Source organism: Cobetia sp. UCD-24C, assembly GCF_001306765.1.
Classification (GTDB): Bacteria; Pseudomonadota; Gammaproteobacteria; order Pseudomonadales; family Halomonadaceae; genus Cobetia; species Cobetia amphilecti.
Map to the genome: position 1 here is coordinate 1 of NZ_LJTD01000003.1, position 21,039 is coordinate 21,039.

The 21,039-nt window shown below is 63.0% G+C and carries 19 protein-coding genes; 9 read left to right on the forward strand and 10 right to left on the reverse strand.

The genetic code is table 11. From position 1 onward, the window contains the following. Positions 1-433: 433 nt before the first annotated feature. On the forward strand, positions 434-1,936 hold the full coding sequence (gene glpD / locus AOG28_RS04230) for a glycerol-3-phosphate dehydrogenase (protein ID WP_054555457.1): 1,503 nt from the start codon (positions 434-436) through the stop codon (positions 1,934-1,936). 104 nt (positions 1,937-2,040) lie between these two features. Here the strand turns inward: glpD and AOG28_RS04235 are convergent, their stop codons facing one another. Then, on the reverse strand, positions 2,041-3,432 hold the full coding sequence (locus AOG28_RS04235; RefSeq protein ID WP_054555458.1) for a class II fumarate hydratase: 1,392 nt from the start codon (positions 3,430-3,432) through the stop codon (positions 2,041-2,043). Between the two features lie 71 nt (positions 3,433-3,503). Between AOG28_RS04235 and AOG28_RS04240 the strand changes: the two genes are divergently transcribed. From AOG28_RS04240 to nadB, 3 genes are all read left to right on the forward strand, one after another. Next, positions 3,504-4,436, forward strand: a complete 933-nt coding sequence (locus AOG28_RS04240; RefSeq protein ID WP_200906733.1) for a peroxiredoxin-like family protein — start codon at positions 3,504-3,506, stop codon at positions 4,434-4,436. Between the two features lie 416 nt (positions 4,437-4,852). Further along, complete coding sequence (locus tag AOG28_RS04245) at positions 4,853-6,202, forward strand: FUSC family protein (RefSeq protein WP_082388251.1); 1,350 nt, start codon at positions 4,853-4,855, stop codon at positions 6,200-6,202. Beyond that, complete coding sequence (nadB, locus tag AOG28_RS04250; RefSeq protein WP_054555460.1) at positions 6,199-7,905, forward strand: L-aspartate oxidase; 1,707 nt, start codon at positions 6,199-6,201, stop codon at positions 7,903-7,905. Before AOG28_RS04245 ends, nadB begins: the two co-directional genes overlap by 4 nt. Positions 7,906-7,958: 53 nt before the next feature. Here the strand turns inward: nadB and AOG28_RS04255 are convergent, their stop codons facing one another. Both AOG28_RS04255 and AOG28_RS04260 read right to left on the reverse strand, forming a co-directional pair. Then, positions 7,959-8,837, reverse strand: coding sequence for a hypothetical protein (locus AOG28_RS04255; protein ID WP_152965332.1), 879 nt, complete (start codon positions 8,835-8,837; stop codon positions 7,959-7,961). Continuing rightward, positions 8,797-9,072, reverse strand: coding sequence for an FAD assembly factor SdhE (locus AOG28_RS04260; RefSeq protein WP_043335628.1), 276 nt, complete (start codon positions 9,070-9,072; stop codon positions 8,797-8,799). Before AOG28_RS04260 ends, AOG28_RS04255 begins: the two co-directional genes overlap by 41 nt. Before the next feature lie 269 nt (positions 9,073-9,341). Here AOG28_RS04260 and AOG28_RS04265 point away from each other — a divergent pair, with 269 nt between their 5' ends. The 3 genes from AOG28_RS04265 (at position 9,342) to lapB (ending at position 11,366) form a co-directional block, all read left to right on the forward strand. Then, positions 9,342-9,638 carry an integration host factor subunit beta gene (locus AOG28_RS04265; protein ID WP_043335630.1) on the forward strand — a complete coding sequence of 99 codons (297 nt, stop codon included), beginning with the start codon at positions 9,342-9,344 and terminating at the stop codon, positions 9,636-9,638. Positions 9,639-9,881: 243 nt separating this feature from the next. Beyond that, complete coding sequence (locus AOG28_RS04270; RefSeq protein WP_054555462.1) at positions 9,882-10,187, forward strand: lipopolysaccharide assembly protein LapA domain-containing protein; 306 nt, start codon at positions 9,882-9,884, stop codon at positions 10,185-10,187. After that, positions 10,188-11,366: a lipopolysaccharide assembly protein LapB gene (gene lapB / locus AOG28_RS04275; protein WP_054555463.1), complete on the forward strand. Its 1,179-nt coding sequence runs from the start codon at positions 10,188-10,190 to the stop codon at positions 11,364-11,366. A gap of 143 nt (positions 11,367-11,509) precedes the next feature. On the opposite strand, the gene AOG28_RS04280 is transcribed toward lapB, so the two are convergent. Continuing rightward, positions 11,510-12,973 carry a sodium-dependent transporter gene (locus AOG28_RS04280; RefSeq protein WP_054555464.1) on the reverse strand — a complete coding sequence of 488 codons (1,464 nt, stop codon included), beginning with the start codon at positions 12,971-12,973 and terminating at the stop codon, positions 11,510-11,512. Positions 12,974-13,406: 433 nt separating this feature from the next. Between AOG28_RS04280 and AOG28_RS04285 the strand changes: the two genes are divergently transcribed. Both AOG28_RS04285 and AOG28_RS04290 read left to right on the forward strand, forming a co-directional pair. Then, on the forward strand, positions 13,407-14,060 hold the full coding sequence (locus AOG28_RS04285) for a potassium channel family protein (RefSeq protein ID WP_043335637.1): 654 nt from the start codon (positions 13,407-13,409) through the stop codon (positions 14,058-14,060). After that, positions 14,057-15,451 (forward strand): TrkH family potassium uptake protein, encoded by a 1,395-nt coding sequence (locus AOG28_RS04290; protein WP_054555465.1) that lies wholly within the window; start codon positions 14,057-14,059, stop codon positions 15,449-15,451. The genes AOG28_RS04285 and AOG28_RS04290 overlap by 4 nt, the downstream gene beginning before the upstream one ends. A gap of 137 nt (positions 15,452-15,588) precedes the next feature. On the opposite strand, the gene ihfA is transcribed toward AOG28_RS04290, so the two are convergent. The 6 genes from ihfA to infC form a co-directional block, all read right to left on the reverse strand. Continuing rightward, complete coding sequence (gene ihfA / locus AOG28_RS04295; RefSeq protein ID WP_107336300.1) at positions 15,589-15,945, reverse strand: integration host factor subunit alpha; 357 nt, start codon at positions 15,943-15,945, stop codon at positions 15,589-15,591. Between the two features lie 26 nt (positions 15,946-15,971). Next, positions 15,972-18,356: a phenylalanine--tRNA ligase subunit beta gene (gene pheT / locus AOG28_RS04300; protein ID WP_054555466.1), complete on the reverse strand. Its 2,385-nt coding sequence runs from the start codon at positions 18,354-18,356 to the stop codon at positions 15,972-15,974. Positions 18,357-18,412: 56 nt separating this feature from the next. Continuing rightward, the gene (pheS, locus tag AOG28_RS04305; RefSeq protein WP_043335643.1) at positions 18,413-19,432 is read right to left on the reverse strand and encodes a phenylalanine--tRNA ligase subunit alpha; all 1,020 of its coding nucleotides are present in this window, start codon (positions 19,430-19,432) and stop codon (positions 18,413-18,415) included. Between the two features lie 358 nt (positions 19,433-19,790). Next, the gene (gene rplT / locus AOG28_RS04310) at positions 19,791-20,144 is read right to left on the reverse strand and encodes a 50S ribosomal protein L20 (protein WP_043335644.1); all 354 of its coding nucleotides are present in this window, start codon (positions 20,142-20,144) and stop codon (positions 19,791-19,793) included. A gap of 45 nt (positions 20,145-20,189) precedes the next feature. Beyond that, entirely contained in the window at positions 20,190-20,384 is a 195-nt protein-coding gene (rpmI, locus tag AOG28_RS04315; protein ID WP_043335648.1) for a 50S ribosomal protein L35, read from the reverse strand. A gap of 100 nt (positions 20,385-20,484) precedes the next feature. Continuing rightward, a complete protein-coding gene (gene infC, locus AOG28_RS04320) occupies positions 20,485-21,024 on the reverse strand; it encodes a translation initiation factor IF-3 (RefSeq protein WP_082388253.1) in 540 nt (179 codons plus the stop codon). Between the last annotated feature and the right edge of the window lie 15 nt (positions 21,025-21,039).

The following is a 21,039-nucleotide window of genomic DNA, read 5'->3' on the forward strand; positions in this document are numbered from 1 at the left end:
CTTTTCCCCCTTTGCCCCCTTTGCACCGATGAACCTCGCATATCACGAAAGCTACCCAGCTGCTGACTGCGCGCTGCCCAGCGGCACCGCTTCGTCTCCGTATATCGTGTCATGATACTTGATCCGTCACTGCGGGCATCGCCTGCGCCGCCCGCGCGGCAACATGACAGCCAGGCGCTTCATGAAAATGTCACGCCATGATCAGAGACTGAGAAAAAACACCGGCAAGACAACAGGTTGAATATCAGGCAATCCTCAGTTGCCAGACACTCGCCCAAATGATCACTTTCGAAAGCCATCAGCGCAGAAGAATCCCCTTGATGTTCGACTTTTGCTAAGCTATGTTCACTTTCGAAAACCTATTATCACGCACCTTGCCGGTGCAGACTCATTCGCCCCACCCGGTAGCGCCGGGCACGAGCAGGAGCAGCCCATGTCCCGCGACAACGATGCACTTCTTGACCTCTTCATCATCGGCGGCGGCATCAATGGCGCCGGTATCGCCAACGATGCCAGCGGCCGCGGCCTGAGCGTGGCCCTGTGCGAGCAGAACGATCTCGCCAGCGCGACCTCCTCCGCCAGCAGCAAGCTGATCCACGGTGGCCTGCGCTATCTGGAACACTACGAATTCCGTCTGGTGCGCGAAGCCCTGCAGGAGCGCGAGGTACTGCTCAAGAAGGCGCCGCATATCATCTGGCCGCTGCGCTTCATCCTGCCGCACCAGCCGCATCTGCGTCCGGCGTGGATGATTCGCGCGGGCCTGTTCCTGTATGACCACATCGGCAAGCGCGAGACCCTGCCAGCCTCCAAGGGCCTCAAGTTCGGCGAGCAGAGCCCGCTGGTCAGCGAGATCAATCAAGGCTTCGAATACTCGGATTGCTGGGTCGATGATGCCCGTCTGGTCATCACCAATGCGCTGCAGGCGCGCGAACAAGGCGCCGAGATCATGACGGGCACCCGCTGTGTCGGCGCCCGTGATGTCGAGGGTCACTGGGAGCTGACGCTTGAAGATGTCAGCAGCGGCGAGACCTTCATCCGCCGCGCACGCACCCTGGTGAATGCGGCAGGCCCGTGGGTGGAATCCTTCATCAAGGGCGCCACCGAACGCACGCCGCGCTACGGCATCCGCATGATCCAGGGCAGCCACCTGATCGTGCCGCGCATCAACACCGACGACCGCGCCTTCATCCTGCAGAACAAGGACAAGCGCATCGTCTTCGTGCTGCCCTATCAGGAAGACTTCAGCCTGATCGGCACCACTGACGTGCGCTACAAGGGCGATCCCTCCGAGGTTGCCTGCTCCAGCGATGAGACCGACTACATGCTCGAGGTGGTCAACCATCACTTCAAGCGCAAGCTGAGTCGCGATGACGTGGTCTCGACCTTCTCCGGCGTGCGCCCGCTGTGTGACGACGAGTCGGCAGACCCGTCCGCGATGACGCGTGATTACACCCTGCACCTGGATGACAGCGGCGCACCGATGCTGTCCATCTTCGGCGGCAAGATCACCACCTACCGCAAGCTGGCCGAATCGGCACTCGAAGACCTCAAGCCACTGCTGCCGAGCATGGGCGAGCCGTGGACCCACGAGAAGGCCCTGCCCGGTGGCGATATCGAGAGCCGCGCAGCCTTCACCCGCCAGCTGCAGCGCGACTACCCGTTCCTCGGCGAAGCACGCGCCAGACGCTTCGCCTCAAGCTACGGCAGCCTGTGCCTGCACTTCCTCGACGGCAAGAAGAGCGAGGCGGACCTGGGCGAGGACTTCGGCGCCGGCCTGAGCGCCGCCGAGATCGACTACCTGGTCGAGCACGAATGGGCGCGTGAGGTGCAGGATGTCGTCTGGCGCCGCACCAAGCTGACGCTGCGCCTGAGCGATGAGCAGAAGACGCGCATCGGCGACTACCTCAAGGAACGCCTGCTGGCAAGCGCCGCATGATGAAAACCGGCTGAGCCGGCAGCGAAAAAAGCCCGCCCCTCCAGCAAGGAGGGGCGGGCTTTTCGTTCAAGGACAGGCGGGATTTTTGGTCATGTATTGACGACTTACTGGATACCGCCCGCCGTCAGCTTGGCCGGGTCGAGCAGACGCTCCAGCTCCTCGCGTGACAGCTCAGTCTCTTCCTCGGCCACATCCAGAATCGGACGCCCGGCCTGATAGGCCACCTTGGCCACTCGCGCCGCCTCGTTGTAACCGATCACCGGATTGAGCGCCGTGACCAGAATCGGGTTCTTGGCCAGCGGTGCCTCGATGTTGTCCTGACGCACGTTGAAGGTGGCAATGGCCTTGTCCGCCAGCAGGCGGCTGACATTGGCACTCAACGTGATCGAGGACAGCAGGTTGTTGGCGATCAGCGGCAACATGACATTGAGCTGGAAATTGCCGCTCTGCCCGGCGATGCCGATGGTGGCGTCATTGCCCATCACCTGCGCCGCCACCTGGGCGGCCGCCTCGGGAATCACCGGATTGACCTTGCCCGGCATGATGGAGCTGCCCGGCTGCAGGGCCTCAAGCTCGATCTCGCCCAGCCCTGCCAGCGGTCCGGAATTCATCCAGCGCAGGTCGTTGCTGATCTTCATCATCGCCACGGCGTAGGTACGCAGATGGCCGGAGAGCTCGACTGCCGTGTCCTGGGAGGACAGCGCCGCGAAGAAGCTCTCGGCGGGACGGAAGGCATGGCCGGTCTGGTGCGAGAGGCGGTCGGCGATGCGCTCGGCGAATTCCGGATGCGCGTTGATGCCACTGCCGACGGCGGTGCCGCCCTGGGCGAGGCGCTCGAGGCGCGGCAGCACCTGCTCGATGCGCTCGATGGCCTGCCCGACCTGCGCCTGCCAGGCACCCAGCTCCTGACTCATGCGAATCGGCATCGCATCCATCAGGTGAGTGCGACCGGTCTTGACGACATCGTCCACCTCAGAGGCCTTGCGGGAGATCACCTCATGCAGATGGCGCAGCGCCGGCAACAGGGTGTCCGAGACAGCGATGACGGCGGATAGATGGATCGCCGTCGGAATGACATCATTGCTCGACTGTCCCATGTTGACGTGGTCGTTGGCGCCGACGGTCACGTCCTTGTCACCCAGATGCTGATTGGCAAGCTGCGTCAGCACCTCGTTGACGTTCATGTTGGTCGAGGTGCCGGAGCCGGTCTGGAAGACATCGACCGGGAATTGATCGGCATGATCGCCGTCAATGATCTGACGCGCCGCCTTGATGATCGCCTCGGCACGCACGTCATCCAGCAGCTCCAGGTCACGGTTGACCTCGGCTGCGGCAAGCTTGATACGCGCCACGGCGCGAATGAAGGCAGCAGGCAACGGTTGGCCACTGACGGGGAAGTTGTCGACCGCTCGCTGAGTCTGGGCGCCAAAGAGTGCGCTGGCCGGCACTTCGAGTTCACCCATGCTGTCGCGTTCACGGCGGGTCTGGCTGCTCATGCTTGTCTCCCTGTGCTGTTGCATATGACGTCGCACCTGGCTGGCGTCACTGATGGGCGGCTGGCAACAACTTGATCAATGACCTGATCGCCAGCTTCGATCCCCTGATGATCACTTGGGGACGCACAGGATACCAATCAAGCCGCTTGATAGTAGTGATTATCAATAACAATTACACATTCATTGCCGGGCTCCGTCATCACCCGCCCTGCAACGGCACGGACGCACGCTTGCGAGATGGCTTGTCACCAATCCTCTGTTACGCAAGACGGGGCCTCGGTTACACTACCGAGCTTGCGAGGGCCTATGGCTGGCCCTTTCCAGCGGCCCACTACCACCTTAGCGAGGACAGCATGAAAAGCCTGAAAGAGCAGACTGAAGCGAAGGTTGAAGCTGGGCGCCAGGCCAAGCCTGATTTCATGAAGAATGTCGATGAGATCATCGAAAACGCCAAGGCTTTGCAACAGGGTGCGAATGCTCTCTCCGTGGGCGAGAAGGCACCCGGGTTCGCGCTGCCCAACGCCGCAGGCCAGGCAGTGTCTCTCGAGGAATTGCTCGAATCAGGCCCGGTCGTGGTCACCTTCTATCGTGGTGACTGGTGCCCCTACTGCAGCTTGCAGCTGAGAGCCCTGAATGAGCGACTCGATGACATTCGCGCTCACGGCGCACAGTTGGTCGCCATCAGCCCACAGGTGCCGGATGACTCGCTCTCCGCCACCGAGATCGACGAGATGAAGTTCCACGTGTTGTCAGACCAGGACGCAGAGGTCGCCTCTCGCTATGGCGTCGCCTGGAAGGTGCCGGACTATCTGATGGAACACATGCGCGTGGACCGTGAACTCGATCTGGATGCCATCAACAACGGTGATGGCAGTGTATTGCCCATCCCGGCGACCTTCGTCATCGCACAAGACAGAACCGTGAGCTGGCGTCATGTTGATGTCGATTACCGGACACGCTCGGAACCCGAAGATATCGTCAACGCCTTGAAAGAGCTCGCCTGACACCCTCACAGGCACTTGAGGCTCCCCAGACGCCTGCCACCGCCGGCGTCTGGGGTAATATCTCCCGCGTGAGAGGCAGCAGTCTTGAACCGCGACAGTCTTGAACCACTACAGTCTTGAATCACTACAGTCTTGAATCACTACAGTCTTGAATCACTACAGTCTTGAATCACTACAGTCTTGAGCCACCATGGTCTTGCGCCACCGAAGCCTTGAAGCACCTCGAGCCTGAATCAGCAGCGCAGTGGAGATACCACGCCTCCACTGCATCTCCATCAATGTCGGCCATCACCTCATCTTCTCCAGCAACGGGACCCTGTCGCTCCAGATGTTCACCTCATTCTCGGTCACGATGACTGAACCCTTTCACCCTCGGGTAGCCTCTTCCTCATGACAAGCACAGTGAGATACGCCCGATGAAATGGTTCTCGCACAACCCTTACTTTACCTATCTGCACCGCCAGCGCCTGCATATCCTGCGCGTGACCGTCGCCCTGACGCTGTGCTTTTCCATCATCGAGCTGTTCAGCCTGCCGCACAGTTCCTGGGCGTTGGTCAGCACCGTGATGGTCATGGGCAACCTGCCCCACGTCGGCGGTGTCATCGACAAGGGCTGGCAACGTCTGGTCGGCACCCTGCTTGGCGGCCTGTGGGGCCTGATATTGATTCTGGTCGCCGAGCCGCTGCCCGGCGTGGTGCCCTTCTGGAGCATCGTCGGCATCGCCCTGGCACTGAATGCCACCTTCAGCAATCGCTATGGCTACAGCTCGCTGCTGTTCTGCGTCACGCTGCTGATGGTGATCGGTGATGGCAATCATGATCTCGGCATCGGGCTGTGGCGCGTCTTCAATGTGGTGCTGGGCACCCTGATCAGCATCGTGGTCAGCATGGTGCTGCTGCCCCAGAAGGCGACGGATGTCTTCCGTTTCCTGCTGGCCGACAACCTCGACAAGCTGGCACGCCTCTACCACGGTCATACCAAGGCCGAGCGTGAGGGCGTCAATGAGGGTCTCGCGCTGGTGCGTGCCACCTCGGCGCAGCTGGTCAAGCAGCGCGGGCTGGTCGATGCCGTCGCTCAGGAAGGCCGCATCAATCGTGCCGACATCGAGGAAATCCTGTCCTTCGAGCGCCGCATGATCTCGACCATCGAACTGCTGCAGGAAACCCACTGGAACACCCGCGAAGGGCATGAATTCATCGAGGGGCTGGATGGCCTGCGCGATGCCCAGCATCGTCTGGCCCGCGCGCTGGGGACCCTGGCCTTTCAGGTGCGCACCGGCCAGAGCATCGAACTGACGGTGACGCCCTTTGACCTGCAACGCTATGCCGATGTTCGCAATGTCGAAAGCCGCAACGGCCGCGCGCTGTTCAGCCCGGCAGGCTACCTGTGGCTCAATCGCGAGCTGGCACGCCTGACCGAAGCCCTGGGCGAGCGCCTGGCCTTGCTGGAGCGCCTGCCGAGCCAGCGCCTGCAACGCCGACTGCCGGGCCATGGCCTGATCAGTGATGCGCGCCGCCTGTTCCTGCCGGAAGACCCGACACCGGGCGATACGGCAGCCCCCACCAGGCGCGAGAACAGCGCTAGCGAGCATCACTCTTCGGTCAGTGAAGCGCCGGCCAGCAAAGCTCCGGCCAATAATGAGACGGCCAGCAAAGCGCGGGCTAATGATGACAGCATCAGTGACAACAGCAGCGATGAGCCAGACCGCCACGACAGGCGCCAGCCGGACTCGGCCGGCAATGAGATTGCCAGGAAAGACACATGAACTCAGTATCCGGAGTGACTCCCGCAAGCCAGCATGACGTGCTGATCGTCGGTGGCGGCGCGGCAGGTTTGACCCTGGCACTCAGCCTCGCCAATCGCCTGCCCCCCGGCCCGCGTACTCGCCGCGTCACGCTGTTGCGTCCGGCGCGTGAGGCACAGGGCGCCAGCCGCTGGGCGCAGGGCGGTATCGCGGCGGTGCTGGCGCCCGAGGACGATGTGGAATCCCATGTCGCTGACACCCTGATTGCCGGCGATGGCCTGTGCAACGAGCGCGCGGTGCGCTTCACCGTCGGCCACTCGCGGGAGGCCATCGAATGGCTGATCGCGCTTGGCGTGCCCTTCACCCCGGCCGACGCCGACGCCAGCTACCCCTTCCACCTCACCCGTGAAGGGGGGCATGGTCGCCGCCGCATCATCCACGCCGCCGACGCCACCGGGCGAGCGCTGCTCGATACGCTCAGCGCCCACGTCGAAGCTCACCCGAACATCGAGATTCTCGAAGACCTGCTGGCCGTCGACATCGCGGTCAATGCGGGTCGCGCCAGCGGTCTGTGGGTGATGGATGGCACGGGCCAGCGCCAATGGCTGGCGGCCAATGACCTGGTACTGGCCACCGGCGGCGCCAGCGGCCTGTTCGCCCACGCCACCAGCCCGAGCGCCAGCGTCGGTGATGGCATGGCGATGGCGACCCGCGCCGGCGCCAGCCTGATGAACCTGGAATTCCAGCAGTTTCATCCCACCTGCCTGTATGACCCCGATGGCACGCCCTTTTTGATCTCCGAGGCGGTACGGGGCGAAGGGGGACTGCTGCTGCGCCCGGATGGGCATCGCTTCATGGCCGATCATGATCCGCGCCTGGAGCTGGCGCCGCGTGATGTCGTGGCACGCGCCATCCTCGCCGAGATGCGCACGCACGGCCTCGAGCATGTCTGTCTGGATATCAGCGCGCTGGGAGCCGAGGCGATCGAGCACCACTTCCCGACCATCGCCGAGCACTGCCTGGCACGCGGAATCGATATTCGTCATGCACCGATTCCCGTCGTCCCTGCCGCCCACTACAGCTGCGGCGGCATCGCCACCGGACTGGATGGCGCCAGCGACCTGCCGGGCCTGTGGGCCATCGGCGAAGTCGCCTGCACGGGCCTGCACGGCGCCAACCGCATGGCCAGCAACTCGCTGCTCGAGTGCCTGGTGCAGGCGCGCGCCTGTGGTGAAGCGCTGGGGCAGCCGCGCCGCGCCGACGAGCCACGCCTGATGAGCACGCTCGACTCGCTGATGCCGCAGCACGCCGCCCTGCTCACACAGCTTGCCGACAATGGTCAGGTCTGGCGCTGCGTGATGCATCTGAGCGCCGACGAGGCGCGCACGCGCCTGCAAAGCTTGCGCCAGCTGATGAGTCTGCAAGCGGGGATCGAGCGCAGCCAGCACGGCCTGAGGGAGGCGCTGAAGCAGATAGCGCAGTGGGTCTCGCTGGAGGCGGGGCAAACGGCGGAGACCGAGCAGCACAGGCAAGCTTCAGCGCCGCGTGCAGGGCTCGATCACCTTGCGCTCTATCAGGCCCTGACGCTGGCACCGCTGCTGCTGCTGTGCGCCCATCAGCGCCATGAGTCACGTGGCCTGCACTTCATCCGCGACTTCCCGATGCCGGCGCCGCGTGCCCGCGATAGCGTCATTCGCCTCTCGGCCTTCGCTGCCGCGACCTGAGCGGCTCTTGAGAAGGCTTATGCGAAGCCCCATGAAAAGGCCCATGAGCAGGCTCAGCGTGGGCGGGAGCCCTGGGCAGCGACGCGCCGCAGGGTCTCCAATGGCGGCGGCTGACGCGGCAAGCCATGCGGCAAGGGCGGCCACAGCAACCACAGCCGCAGCTGGTGAAGGTCTTCGCTGGAGGCGCTATCCGGCCACAGCCACACCCGCTGGGTTTTCAGGTGCTGCTGGTCCGCGCCCTGCGCTCTCAAGCCCTGCAGCCCCATCCCCTGTGGCCCCACCCCCTGTGGTCCGAAGCCCTGCGGCGAGATCTCGAGCCCCAGCAGACGTGGTGAGCACCACAGACAGCGCACGTTGACGGGCTGCCAGCTGCGTGAGGCACCATCGGCCCACCACCAGCAGAGCTGCATCTCCGGGTGACGATGGCGCGCCTCTGACGCAGGCGGGGTATCGCTGGCTTCGGTCTCGACTTCGCTCTCTGCTTCGGTCTTGGCTTCAGCCTCGCTCTCCGGCACTGGCGCCTGGCCACCGCTGGCAAGCGCCGCATCGGCGCAGAGGCTGCCCCCCAGGGCCAGCCAGACTCGCGCCTCGGGGTCCTTGAGGCGCCGCCGAGCCTGGCGCCACCATGACACCAGCTCTACGGCCTGCAGCAGCCAGCCCAGCCCCAACACGCTCAGCAGCGCCATGACGCCATCCGGCAGCTGAGCGAGCCCCTCAAACGCACAATGCCCCGCCTCGAAAGGCAGGGCATTGCGTAGATATTGCCACTGACAGGTCCACCAGGCACTGACAACCAACTGGCCAGTCGCCAGCTCGGCAAGCCAGACCCACAAGGCGAGACTCGCCGCCAACAGCCCGACGCGCAGGCTGGCGTGGGTCGCGAACGCCTGTCTAGAGGCCCTTGAACTGATCGCGCTCGCCATTCTCGGCATTGGCGATCACCATGTTGATCAGGCGCTGGTACTCGGCATTGCCGCACGGGTCGCGCTTCATCAGCCACACGAAGAGGTCCTGGTCCTCTTCGGCCAGCAGCTGCACATAGAGCGCCTTGTCGTCTTCGCTCAAGGCGTCGAAACGCTGCTCCAGAAACGGCAGCAGCAGCAGATCGAGCTCCCACATGCCGCGACGCGAATGCCAATGAAGCCGCTTGCGAATCACATCTTCCATTGCCTGAACCTCAGTCGTCACATCAATGCGCGCAGTATACCCGAGGGGGGCGTCAGCGGCATCCGTTGACCCGTTGCTCGGGCAGGAATTGGCAATCCGTGCCGTGATCGGCAATGATGTCCCTAGTGCGTTGTTTTCTCAGGATTTGCCCATTATGCTGAGGAGATAACAATCACAAGGATGCGTGTGCCTGTCCGGTGACAAGAGGTCGCCCGGCTGCCGCATCACGAACGCCTTTCGCGAGAAAGGTGCAGGCATGGAGAGATCCGATGACCAAGTCCGAGCTGATCGAACAGATAGCCATGCGACAGCCTGAGTTGTCGCTCAAGGATGTAGAGGCCGCGGTTCGCATCATCCTCGATGATGTGACAGACGCCCTGGCCCACGGCGGTCGCGTCGAGATTCGCGGTTTCGGCAGCTTCTCGCTGCACTACCGTGAGCCACGACTGGGGCGCAACCCCAAGACCGGTGAGCCGGTGGACCTGGATGGCAAGTTCGTCCCCCACTTCAAGCCCGGCAAGGAGCTGCGCGAGCAAGTCGATGCCAGTCGCGCCCTGGGGTATTGACGACAGCGCGACTGATGACAGTGCCAAAGACGACGGCGCGACTGACCTGACAGCGCTGCCCGCAGAGGAAGACCCGGCGTGACGGGGCCGACTGGCTCGGCGCCGGCCGACATCTGCTCAAGCCGTCATGCCAGAGACGACAGCCACCCACCTCACGGCGTCGCCGCCAAGACTCGCGCGATGGGCAGTGATACACTCGCTCCCAGATGATTCACGACTGCATTTCATGACAAGGAAACCGTTATGCGTTGGCTAAAAGGTCTCGTTCTGGCCGTGATCCTGCTGATCGTCCTGCTGGTCGGTATTCTCTTTGCCGTTCACAACCAGCAAGCCGTGCCCCTCGACCTCATCTGGGTAGAGCTGCCTGCTGCGTCCCTTTCCATGTGGCTGCTGTTCTCGCTGGCCGTCGGCGTCGTGCTTGGCATGGTCGCGATGACGGGCATGTACCTGCGCCTGCGCACGCTGTTGACCCGTGCCCAGCGTCGCAACCAGCAGCAACGCAAGGAACTGGACCAACTGCGCATCCAGGAGATCAAGGAAGTGGCATAAATGCCTGATCTGATATTGCTGGGATTGCTGATGGCGGCCATCGCCATCGGATTCTGGCTGGGGCGGCGTGATCGTCGCCCCGATGAACAAGCACCGGCTCCTGCCACCCTGTCCCGCGACTACTTCGTCGGCCTCAATCATCTGCTCAACGAGCAGCCTGATCGTGCCATCGAAACCTTCGTTCAGGCCCTGGAAGTCAACAGCGACACCGTCGATACCCACATCGCGCTGGGCAATCTCTATCGCAGTCGCGGCGAAGTCGATCGTGCCGTCAAGATTCACCAGAACCTGCTGGCCCGCCCTGCCCTGGATAGCGAACAGGGCGAGCGTGTCCAGCTGGAACTGGCCCGCGACTTCATGCGCAGCGGTGTCTATGACCGCGCCGAGAAGCTGCTGGAAACCCTCCTCAAGCAAGCGCAGCACGACAGCCATCGGCGTGCCGGCCGCCGCCTGTTGATCGACCTCCTTGAGCGGGAACGCGAATGGGAGGCCGCACTCGAAGTCGCCCACGCCATTCTGCGCCAGGAAGGCGGCATCCGCCGCGCGGCGGCCCACTGGCACTGCGAACTGGCCGCGCTGGATATCGCCGATGGCAGCCAGGCGATGGCCCGCAAGCGCCTCAAGCAGGCGCTCTCCACCGACGAGAAATGCGTACGCGCCAACTGGATGCTGGCCGAGATCGAATTCGATCATGCCAACTACAAGCAGTGCATCCGCCTGCTGCAGCGCATTCCACGTCAGGACACCGGCTTCACCCCCATCATCCTCAAGCCATTGGGCAACGCCTTTCGCATGCTGGATGACGAGAGCGGCCTGGTACGCCTGCTGCATCAGGAAGTCGAGCGCGCGCCCTACACCACGACGGTCATCAGCCTTGCGCAATTGATCGAGCGCCGCGAGGGCGTCGAGGCCGCTGCCAGCTTCGCCAGCGAGCAACTGCATCGTCACCCCAGCCTGCGCGGCGTCGACTACCTGCTCGATCTCTACCTGCTGGATGCCGATGAGCGCGAGACCGAGCGTTTCAATCTGCTCAAGCGTCATACCCAGCAGCTGATCCAGGCGCGTCCTCGCCATCGCTGTCATCGCTGCGGCTTCGAAGCCTCGATGCTGCTCTGGCAATGTCCGAAGTGCCGCCACTGGGGCACGGTCAAGCCGATCACCGGTCTGGAAGGCGAGTAACGGCGCCAGCTGGCACACAGATACCAGCAGACAGACCACAGATACCATAACTAAAAGCCCCCTGCAGCTCGCTGCAGGGGGCTTTTTCATGCCGCATTGATGACTACCAGGCTGACGCTATCGAACTGATGCCAGCGATCATATCAGCCCTGCTCGGCGGCACGCTCGCGCAGGCGTGGCGAGAGCAGCTCACCCACGAGACAGGCCGCCAGGATGACGGCCACGAAATACGGCCAGTCGCCGAATGACAGCTCTGCGACGCCCAGGGCATCGACGAAGATCGCCAGGATGCAGACCGGGCTGACATAGCGAATCATGAACAGCCACAGACGATAGCCGGCATCGCTCAGGTTCAGCTCATCACGCAGCATGCTGCTCTTGAAGACGAACCCGGCCAGCAGCGCCATGGCGATGCCACCGATCGGCATCATCCAGCGCGAGGTCAGGTAATCGAGCCAGTCGAAGAAGTGCTTGCCGGCCAGCGTCCAGTCCGCACCGAGATTGAACGACAGCATCGCGAACATCGACACCAGCCACAGCACGCTGCCGGCCAGCCACGAGGCCTTGGTGCGGCTCATGTTGCGGTTCTCGCTCAGCCAGGCGACGGTCGCCTCGATCATCGAGATGGCGGAGGTCAGGGCGGCGATCGAGAGCATGGCGAAGAACAGCACCCCGAACAGCTGCCCGGAGGGCATCTGATTGAAGGCCACCGGCAGACTCATGAAGATCAGCCCCGGCCCGGAGGACGGGTCCATGCCATTGGCGAAGATGATCGGGAAGATCGCCAGACCCGCCATCAGTGCCACCAGGGTATCGGCGATCGCCACCGTGAAGGTGGTGCGGGCGATGGAGGTGCCCGACGGCAGGTAGGAGCCGTAGGTGAGGATGGCGCCGGAGGCCAGCGACAGGGTAAAGAAGGCATGCCCCAGCGCGGCCAGCACCCCTTCACTGCTCAAGCGCGTGACATCGAAATCGAACAGGAAGTGGAAGCCTGCGGAGAAGTTGCCCGAGGTCAGGGCATAGCCGATCATGATCAGCAGCATGATCACCATGCCCGGCATCATCCAGCGCACGCTCTTCTCGACGCCTTCCTGCACCCCGCGCCCGACGATCAGCATCGTCACCACCGTCACCAGCGTGGCCCAGCCACCCAGCGCCCAGGGGTTGGCGTTGCCGGCCTCGAAGATGGCGCCCAGCTCCGCGACGCTGTGTCCGGACAGCGCGCCACTGGCCATCTTCCACAGGTAACTGAACGACCACCCCGCCACCACGACATAGAACGACAGGATCATGAAGCCGGCCAGCATCGCGATCCAGCCGAAGACCTTCCACAACGGATTGGCCCCCGCTTCACGCGCCAGATTGGCAATCGCCTCGATGGGGCTGCCGCGCCCGCGCCGCCCGAAGGCGATCTCCGCCATCATCACGGGCACGCCCACGGCGAGAATGCAGGCCAGATACACCAGCACGAAGGCGCCCCCGCCATATTCACCGGTGATATAGGGAAACTTCCAGATATTGCCCAGCCCTACCGCGGAACCGGTAGCTGCAAGGATGAAGCCCCAGCGACTGATCCAGAGACTCTTGGGTTGCTGTCTTGCCGTCATGGAATACCTTACGAGTTATTGTTGTGAGCCAGTGGTGATCGACGCAACGCCTGGCCGCCTTGGGTGCTCACACAGACCATTTTACTGATGTGAAGCAGGTTCGTCCGCGATTCCCATCGAAAATCACCACGATTCCCTCAGAATTCCTCTGCAAAAACGCCATCACCACACGACGGTAATCACTCTACATTGGATGCTTCAAATTGGTAACATTTGAAACGACACCTGCCTCCCAGGCCTGACAAGCAACCTCGCCTGAGTCGCACCGCGCCGCAAAAGGACCCGACATCCCCGCATCACTGGAGTAGGCTCATTCAAGAGACGCAGACGAGAACGCTCTGGCTAGAGAGTGCTGGGCCTAAGAGTGCCTGGCCAGAGAGCGTCGGGACAAAGAGCGTATGGCCTCACCCAGCAGCGCAGACAAGGAGTCGTCATGCATCGTCAATTCGCGGTTATCGGACTGGGCTATTTCGGCAGCACCGTCGCGCGGGAACTAAGGCGCCATGACCATGAAGTGCTCGGCGTGGATGCCGATGAGAAGCGCCTCAATGCCGTGGCAGACCTGCTCAATCAGGCCGTGATCGCGGACCCCACCGACGAACATGCCCTGCAGGAGCTGGGGCTTGAGCAGTACGACGCCGTCTTGATCGATCTGGCCGACTCGATGGAACAGAGCCTGATCTGCGCGCTGCTGGCCAAGGAGCTCGGCGCCAGGGAGCTGTGGGTCAAGGCCACCTCGGATGCACACCACAAGCTGCTCAGCCGCCTGGGTGTCGACCACATCGTGCATCCGGAGTACGACCTGGGCGTGCGCGTGGCGGAAAGCCTCGCCTACCATGCCATGGTCGACTTCATCCATCTCGGCGATCACCAGTTCGTGGTCGAGCTGGAGGTCAGTGCACGACTGGGCGATGACTGCCAGCAGCTCGATCAGCTGCCCATCGATGACGACATCAGCGTGATCGCGCTGCGCAAGGGCAAGACCCTCGATCGCCAACCCTCCGGCAGCACGCGACTGGCCGCCGGCGACCACCTGGTTCTGATCGGCGAGCTGAGCGCGCTACGCAAGTTGGGAGCACATCTATGAGGCAGCGCTACCGGCGCTATCTTCGCCCCCTGACCCGCAGCCCACGCGGGCCCATCATCCATCTGTCGCCGCCGGAGATTCTGCTGAGCGGCTTTCTGGGCCTCGGCATGCTGGGCGCCTGCCTGCTGAAACTGCCCGGCATGCACCAGCAAGGGCTGAGCTGGCTGTCGGCGCTGTTCACCGCGACCTCTGCCGTCACGGTCACCGGCCTCTCCGTCACTCCGCTCAGCGACTTCACCCTCGCGGGCCAGACCGTCGTGCTGATACTGATCCAGCTCGGAGGACTCGGCTTCATGACCATCGCCGCCCTGTCGCTGGTGATGCTGGGCCAGCGCCTGCCGATGCATCAGACCAGCCTGCTGCGCGAGGCGCTCAATCGCAGCAGCTCACGCGAGATAGGCCGCCTGCTCAAGATCATCACCGCCTTTGCGCTGACGCTCGAGCTGGCAGGCGCCTCCTTGCTGGCGTTGGACTGGGTGCCCGAGTACGGCTGGCAGGAGGGGCTCTGGCTGAGCCTTTTCCACTCGGTCTCGGCCTTCAACAATGCCGGCTTCACCCTGTGGCCGGACAGCCTGATGCGCGAGGCGGCCAACCCCCTGACCAGCGGCGTGATCGGCATTCTGTTCATGACCGGCGGCATCGGCTTTGCCGTCATCGGCGAGCTGCGCGAGCGGCGTCGCCAACATGGCTGGCGCGTATTGCTGCAGCCGTCACGCTTCTCGGTGCAGACACGCCTGGTGATTGAGGCCACCGTGGCACTCAACCTGCTGAGTCTTGTGGTGATACTGGCGCTTGAATGGCGCAACCCCGGCACGCTGGGCGCCATGGCCAGTCATGGCGAACGCTTGCTCGCCGCTGCCTTCATGGCCATCACACCGCGCACCGCCGGGTTCAGCGTCATCGATTCCGCCGAGATGACACAAGCCTCGACCCTGTGGACCATGGCGCTGATGTTCATCGGCGGCGGCAGCGGCTCGACGGCCAGCGGCATCAAGTTGACCACCTTCGTGGTGCTGCTGCTGACCACGCGTGCCTTTCTGCGCAGCGAGCCCTCCCCCACCCTGCACGGCCGCCGCATCGGTGATGACACCGTCTTCAAGTCGATCGCCGTGGCACTGGCGGCGATGCTGCTGATCTTCAGCATGCTGTTCGGCCTGACCATCACCGACCCGGACCACGCCTTCCTGTCGTTGGCCTTCGAGACCGTCTCGGCCTTCGGCACCGTCGGCCTGAGCCACGGCCTGACGCCCGAGCTCTCGCCCGGCGGACAATTGCTGATCATCGCGACCATGCTGCTGGGCCGCACCGGGCCACTCGCCCTCGGCTATCTGCTGGCGACCCGTAGCCGCCCCGGCATCAGCTATGCGCGCACCGAGCTCTCGATCGGCTGATGGCGCACAGCGATAACACAAGAAACGACGCCTCAGAACGAGGCCTCAGAACGACGAAAGCCCCGACGCAGGGCGTCGGGGCTTTCGTGAGCATGGTCACCCGCTCAGGGAGCGGCGGGTGAGGTCAGGCAATGACCTCAGTGATCATCATCATGATCATCGTGGTCATCATGCTCTTCAAGACGCTGATGTGCGTGCGTCTCGCCATCGTACTCATCCACTCGGGCCTTGAGCTTCTGACCTGGGCGGAATGTCACCACGCGACGCGCGGAGATCGGAATCTCCTCGCCTGTCTTGGGATTGCGCCCCGGACGCTCGCGCTTGTCACGTAGATCGAAGTTGCCGAAACCGGACAGCTTCACCTGTTCATTTTCCCGCAGGCAACCGCGAATCTCGTCGAAGAATACCTCTACCATCGACTTGGCTTCGCGCTTGGACATGCCGAGTTCTGCGTGCAGATGCTCGGCAAGTTCCGCCTTGGTCAACGCTCCCATGTCCGCTCCCTCGTTCAAGTGGCGACTCATGCTCTCAGCGCCGCCCCGAAACGTGTGTGGCCATCGGTGACGATCGCATCGACTAACTGATTGATTTCCTCATCATTCAGCGTGCGCGAAGGATGCTGCCAGGTCAAGCCCAGGGCGAGCGACTTGTGACCATCGGCTACCCCCTGCCCCTGATAGACGTCAAACAGGCGCAGGTCCGTCAGCCATTCACCGGCTTGCGAGCGGATGGCGTCGAGCAGCGACTGCACGTGAACGCCCTCTTCGACCACGAAGGCCAGGTCACGACGCACTTCCGGATACTTGGAGAGCGGCGCGAAGCGCGGCAGACGGCCAGCGCAGGCAGCGGCCAGCGTGATCTCGAACACGAACACCTCGACCTTCAGGCCAAGCTCGGCGCGCGCCGCCGGGTGCAGGGCCCCCATCCAGCCCGCCGGCTCGCCATTGAAGAACAGCTGAGCGCACTGGCCCGGGTGCAGTGCCGGATGCTCGGCGGCTTCGAAGCGCCAGGCATCCAGATTGCCGCCCAGTGCCAGCAGTGCCTCGACATCGCCCTTGAGATCGAAGAAGTCGACCTTGTCACGACCGCCATTCCAGCCTTCCGGCAGACGGGCGCCGGTGATCAGGCCGCCGATCATCGGCGTCTGCTCGAGGGAGTCCAGCTCGCCGCGGAACACAAGCCCGGTCTCGAACAGGCGCACGCGCGACTGCTGACGATTCAGGTTGTGGCTCAGCGCCTTGACCAGCCCCGGCAGCAGCGAGCTGCGCATCACGGCCATGTCGCTGGAAATCGGGTTGGCCAGTGCCGGTGCCACCCCTTGCGGATCCAGCGTCTTCTGCAGCTCAGGGGCGACGAAGCTGTAGCTGATCGCTTCCTGATAGCCCCGCGCCACCAGCTGACGACGCAGGCTGGTCAGCGGCTGGGTGGTCTCATTGGCCACGGCCGGTGCCAGACGCGCGTTCGGACGGCTGACCGGCAGATTGTTGTAGCCGTGGATGCGTGCCAGCTCTTCGATCAGATCAGCCTCGATGCTGACATCGAAACGCCAGCTCGGCACCGTCACCTGCCATTGGCTATCGCCATTCACGGCGACCTGCATGCCCAGACGCTCGAGAATCTCGACGATCTCGTCATCCGGCAGCGCCATGCCCAGCGTGCGCTCGACACTGGCGCCGCTCAGGCTGACGACGGCGGCCTTGGGCAGCGCTGCGTCGCTGGCGACCTCGATGATCGGGCCCGGCTTGCCGCCGGTGATCTCGAGCAGCAGGGCTGTCGCGCGCTCGATGGCATCACGCTGCAGCTGCGCGTCCACACCACGCTCGAAACGATGCGAGCTGTCGGTGTGCAGGCCGTAGCTGCGCGCCTTGCCAGCGACGCTCAACGGCGCGAAGAAGGCCGACTCGAAGAAGATGTCGCGCGTCTCGGCGTTCACGCCACTGCCTTCGCCACCCATCACACCGGCGATGGCCAGCGGGCCCTTCTCGTCGGCGATGACCAGAGTGTCGTCACGCAGCGCGACTTCCTGACCGTCGAGCAGCGTCAGCGGCTCTTCAGCGGCTGCCATGCGCACCTCGATGCCGCCGTTCAAGCGTGCCAGATCGAAGGCGTGCATCGGCTGGCCGAGTTCGAGCAGCACGTAGTTGGTGACGTCGACGACGGGGTCGATGCTGCGGATACCACTGCGACGCAGACGCTCCTCGAGCCACAGCGGCGAGGTCGCGGCGACATTGACGTCACGCACGACACGTCCCAGATAGCGCGGGCACGCCTCTGGCGCGCTGACGGTGACCGGGAAGGTATCGTCGATCTGGGCGGCGACCGGCTCGATGCTCGGTGCCGTGACGGCGAGACGGTTGAGCACGCCGACTTCACGCGCCAGACCCTTGACGCTCAGGCAGTCGCCGCGGTTCGGGGTCAGATCGACCTCGATGGCGTTGTCGTCAAGATTCAGGAAGTCACGTGCATCACGGCCCACCGGCGCATCCGCGGCCAGCACCATGATGCCGTCAGAGGCTTCGGCTTCCAGGCCCAGCTCGGAGGCACCACAGATCATGCCGCGGGATTCGACACCGCGCAGCTTGGCCTTGCGAATCTTGAAGTCGCCCGGCAGCTTGGCGCCGACCTGAGCGAAGAGCACCTTCTGGCCAGCGGCGACATTCGGCGCGCCACAGACGACCTGCACCAGTGCACCACTGCCATCATCCACCTGGCAGACATTGAGGCGATCAGCCTCCGGGTGCGGTTGCTTGTCCTTGACCTCAGCCACGACCACACCGGTGAACTCACCGGCGACCGGTTCGATACCATCGACTTCCAGACCGGCCATGGTGACCTGATCGGCCAGCTGCTGGGTGTTCAGTTCCGGCGACACCCACTCACGCAGCCACTGTTCGGAAAATTTCATCTTGCTGTCCTGTTCCGTAAGTTCACGCCCTCAAGGCGCGATACGTGAATGAGTGCCTAGCTGAACTGGCGAAGGAAACGCAGGTCGTTCTCGAAGAACAACCGCAGGTCGTTGACGCCGTAACGCAGCATCGCCAGACGCTCCACGCCCATGCCGAAGGCGAAGCCGCGGAAGCGCTCGCTATCGATACCGGAGTGACGGAAGACTTCCGGGTGCACCATGCCGCACCCCATCACCTCGAGCCAGCCGGTGTGGGAGCAGACACGACAGCCGTCACCGGCACACATCACGCACTGGATATCGACTTCAGCGGACGGTTCGGTGAACGGGAAGTAGGACGGACGGAAGCGGACTTCCAGGTCATCACGCTCGAAGAAGGCATGCAGGAACTCTTCGACGGTGCCCTTGAGGTCGGCGAAGCTGACATTCTCGTCGACCAGCAGACCCTCGACCTGATGGAACATCGGGGTGTGGGTCAGATCGGAGTCGCAGCGATAGACGCGACCCGGGCAGACGATGCGCAGCGGCGGCTCACTGGCCTTCATGCTGCGTACCTGCACCGGTGAGGTGTGGGTGCGCAGAAGACGCGTGGCATCGAAATAGAAGGTGTCATGCATCGCGCGCGCCGGGTGATGCGACGGGATGTTCAGCGCTTCGAAGTTGTGATGGTCATCTTCGATTTCCGGCCCTTCAGCGACACCGTAACCGATGTGCGAGAAGAAGCTTTCGATACGCTCAAGCGTGCGGGTGACCGGGTGCAGGCCGCCTACCGGCTCACCACGGCCCGGCAGGGTCACATCGACGCGCTCGGCGGCAAGACGCGCATTGAGCGCCGCCGTTTCCAGCGTATTGCGACGTGCATCCAACTCGCCACTCAGCAGCTGCTTGGCTTCGTTGATGGTCTCACCGGCCTTGGGACGCTCTTCGGGGGACAGCTTGCCGAGGCCCTTGAGCAGTGCGGTGATCTCGCCCTTCTTGCCGAGAAAACGTACCCGTACCTCGTCGAGGGTCTGGACGTCTTCGGCCGCCTGGATCGCGGTGCGTGCTTCGTCCACCAGGGTGGAAAGATGTTCCATCCGTTCAGCTCCGATCGCTTGAGTCACTGGCGCGGCAATGTCCGCCACCAATGGAAGTCGCGCCGACCCGAAGGTCGGCAGGGAGAGCGCTCCGCCTGCGGTGAGTCACACAGACGATCGCGCCCTTGCCAGAGACCGGCCCACAACGCGGCCAATCCCGTTCATGTCGCTGCTGACCCACCGCCGATTCTCTGACGGCAGGCCAAACAAAAACAGGGGAAGAGCGGCTGCTCTTCCCCTGTGACGTAACACGTCATCTCGATACCGCCTGAGTTGTCCAATGCAAGCATTCGACAGTCACGGCCCGATTCGCCACCTGAGCGGCTCGCCGGGTCTGGGCGACATCTGATCCGGTCACTTACTGAGCAGCCTTGGCCTTCTCGACGATGGCAGCAAAGGCAGCTTTTTCGTGAACCGCGATATCGGCGAGGACCTTGCGGTCGATCTCGATATTGGCCTTCTTCAGGCCAGCGATGAAGCGGCTGTAGGACATGCCATTGATGCGGGCCGCAGCGTTGATACGCGCGATCCACAGGGCACGGAACTGACGCTTGCGGACACGACGGTCACGGTAAGCGTACTGGCCGGCCTTGATGACAGCCTGCTTGGCTACGCGGAAGACGCGTGAACGCGCTCCGTAGTAACCCTTGGCCTGCTTCATGATCTTCTTGTGACGGCGACGTGCGACGACGCCACGCTTGACGCGGGACATAGCGTACTCCTGATATTAAGAAAGTTGGACCGAGGTAAGGACGGCTTACAGGTTCGGCAGCATGCGCTGGATCAGCGCCTTGTCTGCAGCGTGAACCTGCTTCATGCCACGCAGCTGACGCTTACGCTTGGTCGACTTCTTGGTCAGGATGTGGCTACGGAAGGACTGCTTGTGCTTGAAGCCGTTGGCAGTCTTCTTGAAGCGCTTGGCAGCGCCGCGGTTAGTCTTGATCTTCGGCATGAGTATTAACTCCGCTCGGTTTCTTGAGAAAATCCAGGGCCGACAAAAAGAGCCACGCCCGCAGGCGTGACCCTGATGTGTCCGTTTTACTGCCTATGGATCACTTCTTTTTCGGCGCGAGAATCATGATCATCTGACGGCCTTCCATTTTCGGGAAGGACTCGACGGTCACGAGCTCCGAGAGATCGCCGGCGATCCGTTCCATCAGCTTGCGGCCGATGTCCTGGTGCGCCATTTCGCGACCACGGAAGCGCAAGGTTACTTTACCCTTGTCTCCGCCTTCGATGAAGCGAGTCAGGTTGCGTAGCTTGACCTGATAATCGCCTTCATCGGTACCAGGACGGAATTTGACTTCCTTGACCTGGATCTGTTTCTGCTTCTTCTTCTGCAGATTCTTCTGTTTCTTCTCGTCGAAAAGAAACTTGCCGTAATCCATGATCTTGCAGACGATGGGGTCGGCATTGGAAATCTGGACGAGGTCGAGCCCTGCCTCTTCGGCCTTGACAAGCGCATCTTTGGTTGACACTACGCCAACCTGCTCGCCATCTGCGTCGATGAGGCGGACTTCGTCCGCACGAATACGGTCATTGATGGGAGCCCGCTTTTCCTGGGGGCGTCCGCGCTGATTATTCCGCTTGATCGTTGCGTCTCCGTT

Bases quoted from the DNA above. Each gene is read 5' to 3' on its own strand.
- glpD (WP_054555457.1), top strand. From the start codon at position 434: ATGTCCCGCGACAACGATGCACTTCTTGACCTCTTCATCATCGGCGGC.
- AOG28_RS04235 (WP_054555458.1), bottom strand. From the start codon at position 3,432: ATGAGCAGCCAGACCCGCCGTGAACGCGACAGCATGGGTGAACTCGAA.
- AOG28_RS04245 (WP_082388251.1), top strand. From the start codon at position 4,853: ATGAAATGGTTCTCGCACAACCCTTACTTTACCTATCTGCACCGCCAG.
- nadB (WP_054555460.1), top strand. From the start codon at position 6,199: ATGAACTCAGTATCCGGAGTGACTCCCGCAAGCCAGCATGACGTGCTG.
- AOG28_RS04255 (WP_152965332.1), bottom strand. From the start codon at position 8,837: ATGCCGAGAATGGCGAGCGCGATCAGTTCAAGGGCCTCTAGACAGGCG.
- AOG28_RS04260 (WP_043335628.1), bottom strand. From the start codon at position 9,072: ATGGAAGATGTGATTCGCAAGCGGCTTCATTGGCATTCGCGTCGCGGC.
- AOG28_RS04265 (WP_043335630.1), top strand. From the start codon at position 9,342: ATGACCAAGTCCGAGCTGATCGAACAGATAGCCATGCGACAGCCTGAG.
- AOG28_RS04270 (WP_054555462.1), top strand. From the start codon at position 9,882: ATGCGTTGGCTAAAAGGTCTCGTTCTGGCCGTGATCCTGCTGATCGTC.
- lapB (WP_054555463.1), top strand. From the start codon at position 10,188: ATGCCTGATCTGATATTGCTGGGATTGCTGATGGCGGCCATCGCCATC.
- AOG28_RS04280 (WP_054555464.1), bottom strand. From the start codon at position 12,973: ATGACGGCAAGACAGCAACCCAAGAGTCTCTGGATCAGTCGCTGGGGC.
- AOG28_RS04285 (WP_043335637.1), top strand. From the start codon at position 13,407: ATGCATCGTCAATTCGCGGTTATCGGACTGGGCTATTTCGGCAGCACC.
- AOG28_RS04290 (WP_054555465.1), top strand. From the start codon at position 14,057: ATGAGGCAGCGCTACCGGCGCTATCTTCGCCCCCTGACCCGCAGCCCA.
- ihfA (WP_107336300.1), bottom strand. From the start codon at position 15,945: ATGGGAGCGTTGACCAAGGCGGAACTTGCCGAGCATCTGCACGCAGAA.
- pheT (WP_054555466.1), bottom strand. From the start codon at position 18,356: ATGAAATTTTCCGAACAGTGGCTGCGTGAGTGGGTGTCGCCGGAACTG.
- pheS (WP_043335643.1), bottom strand. From the start codon at position 19,432: ATGGAACATCTTTCCACCCTGGTGGACGAAGCACGCACCGCGATCCAG.
- rplT (WP_043335644.1), bottom strand. From the start codon at position 20,144: ATGTCCCGCGTCAAGCGTGGCGTCGTCGCACGTCGCCGTCACAAGAAG.
- rpmI (WP_043335648.1), bottom strand. From the start codon at position 20,384: ATGCCGAAGATCAAGACTAACCGCGGCGCTGCCAAGCGCTTCAAGAAG.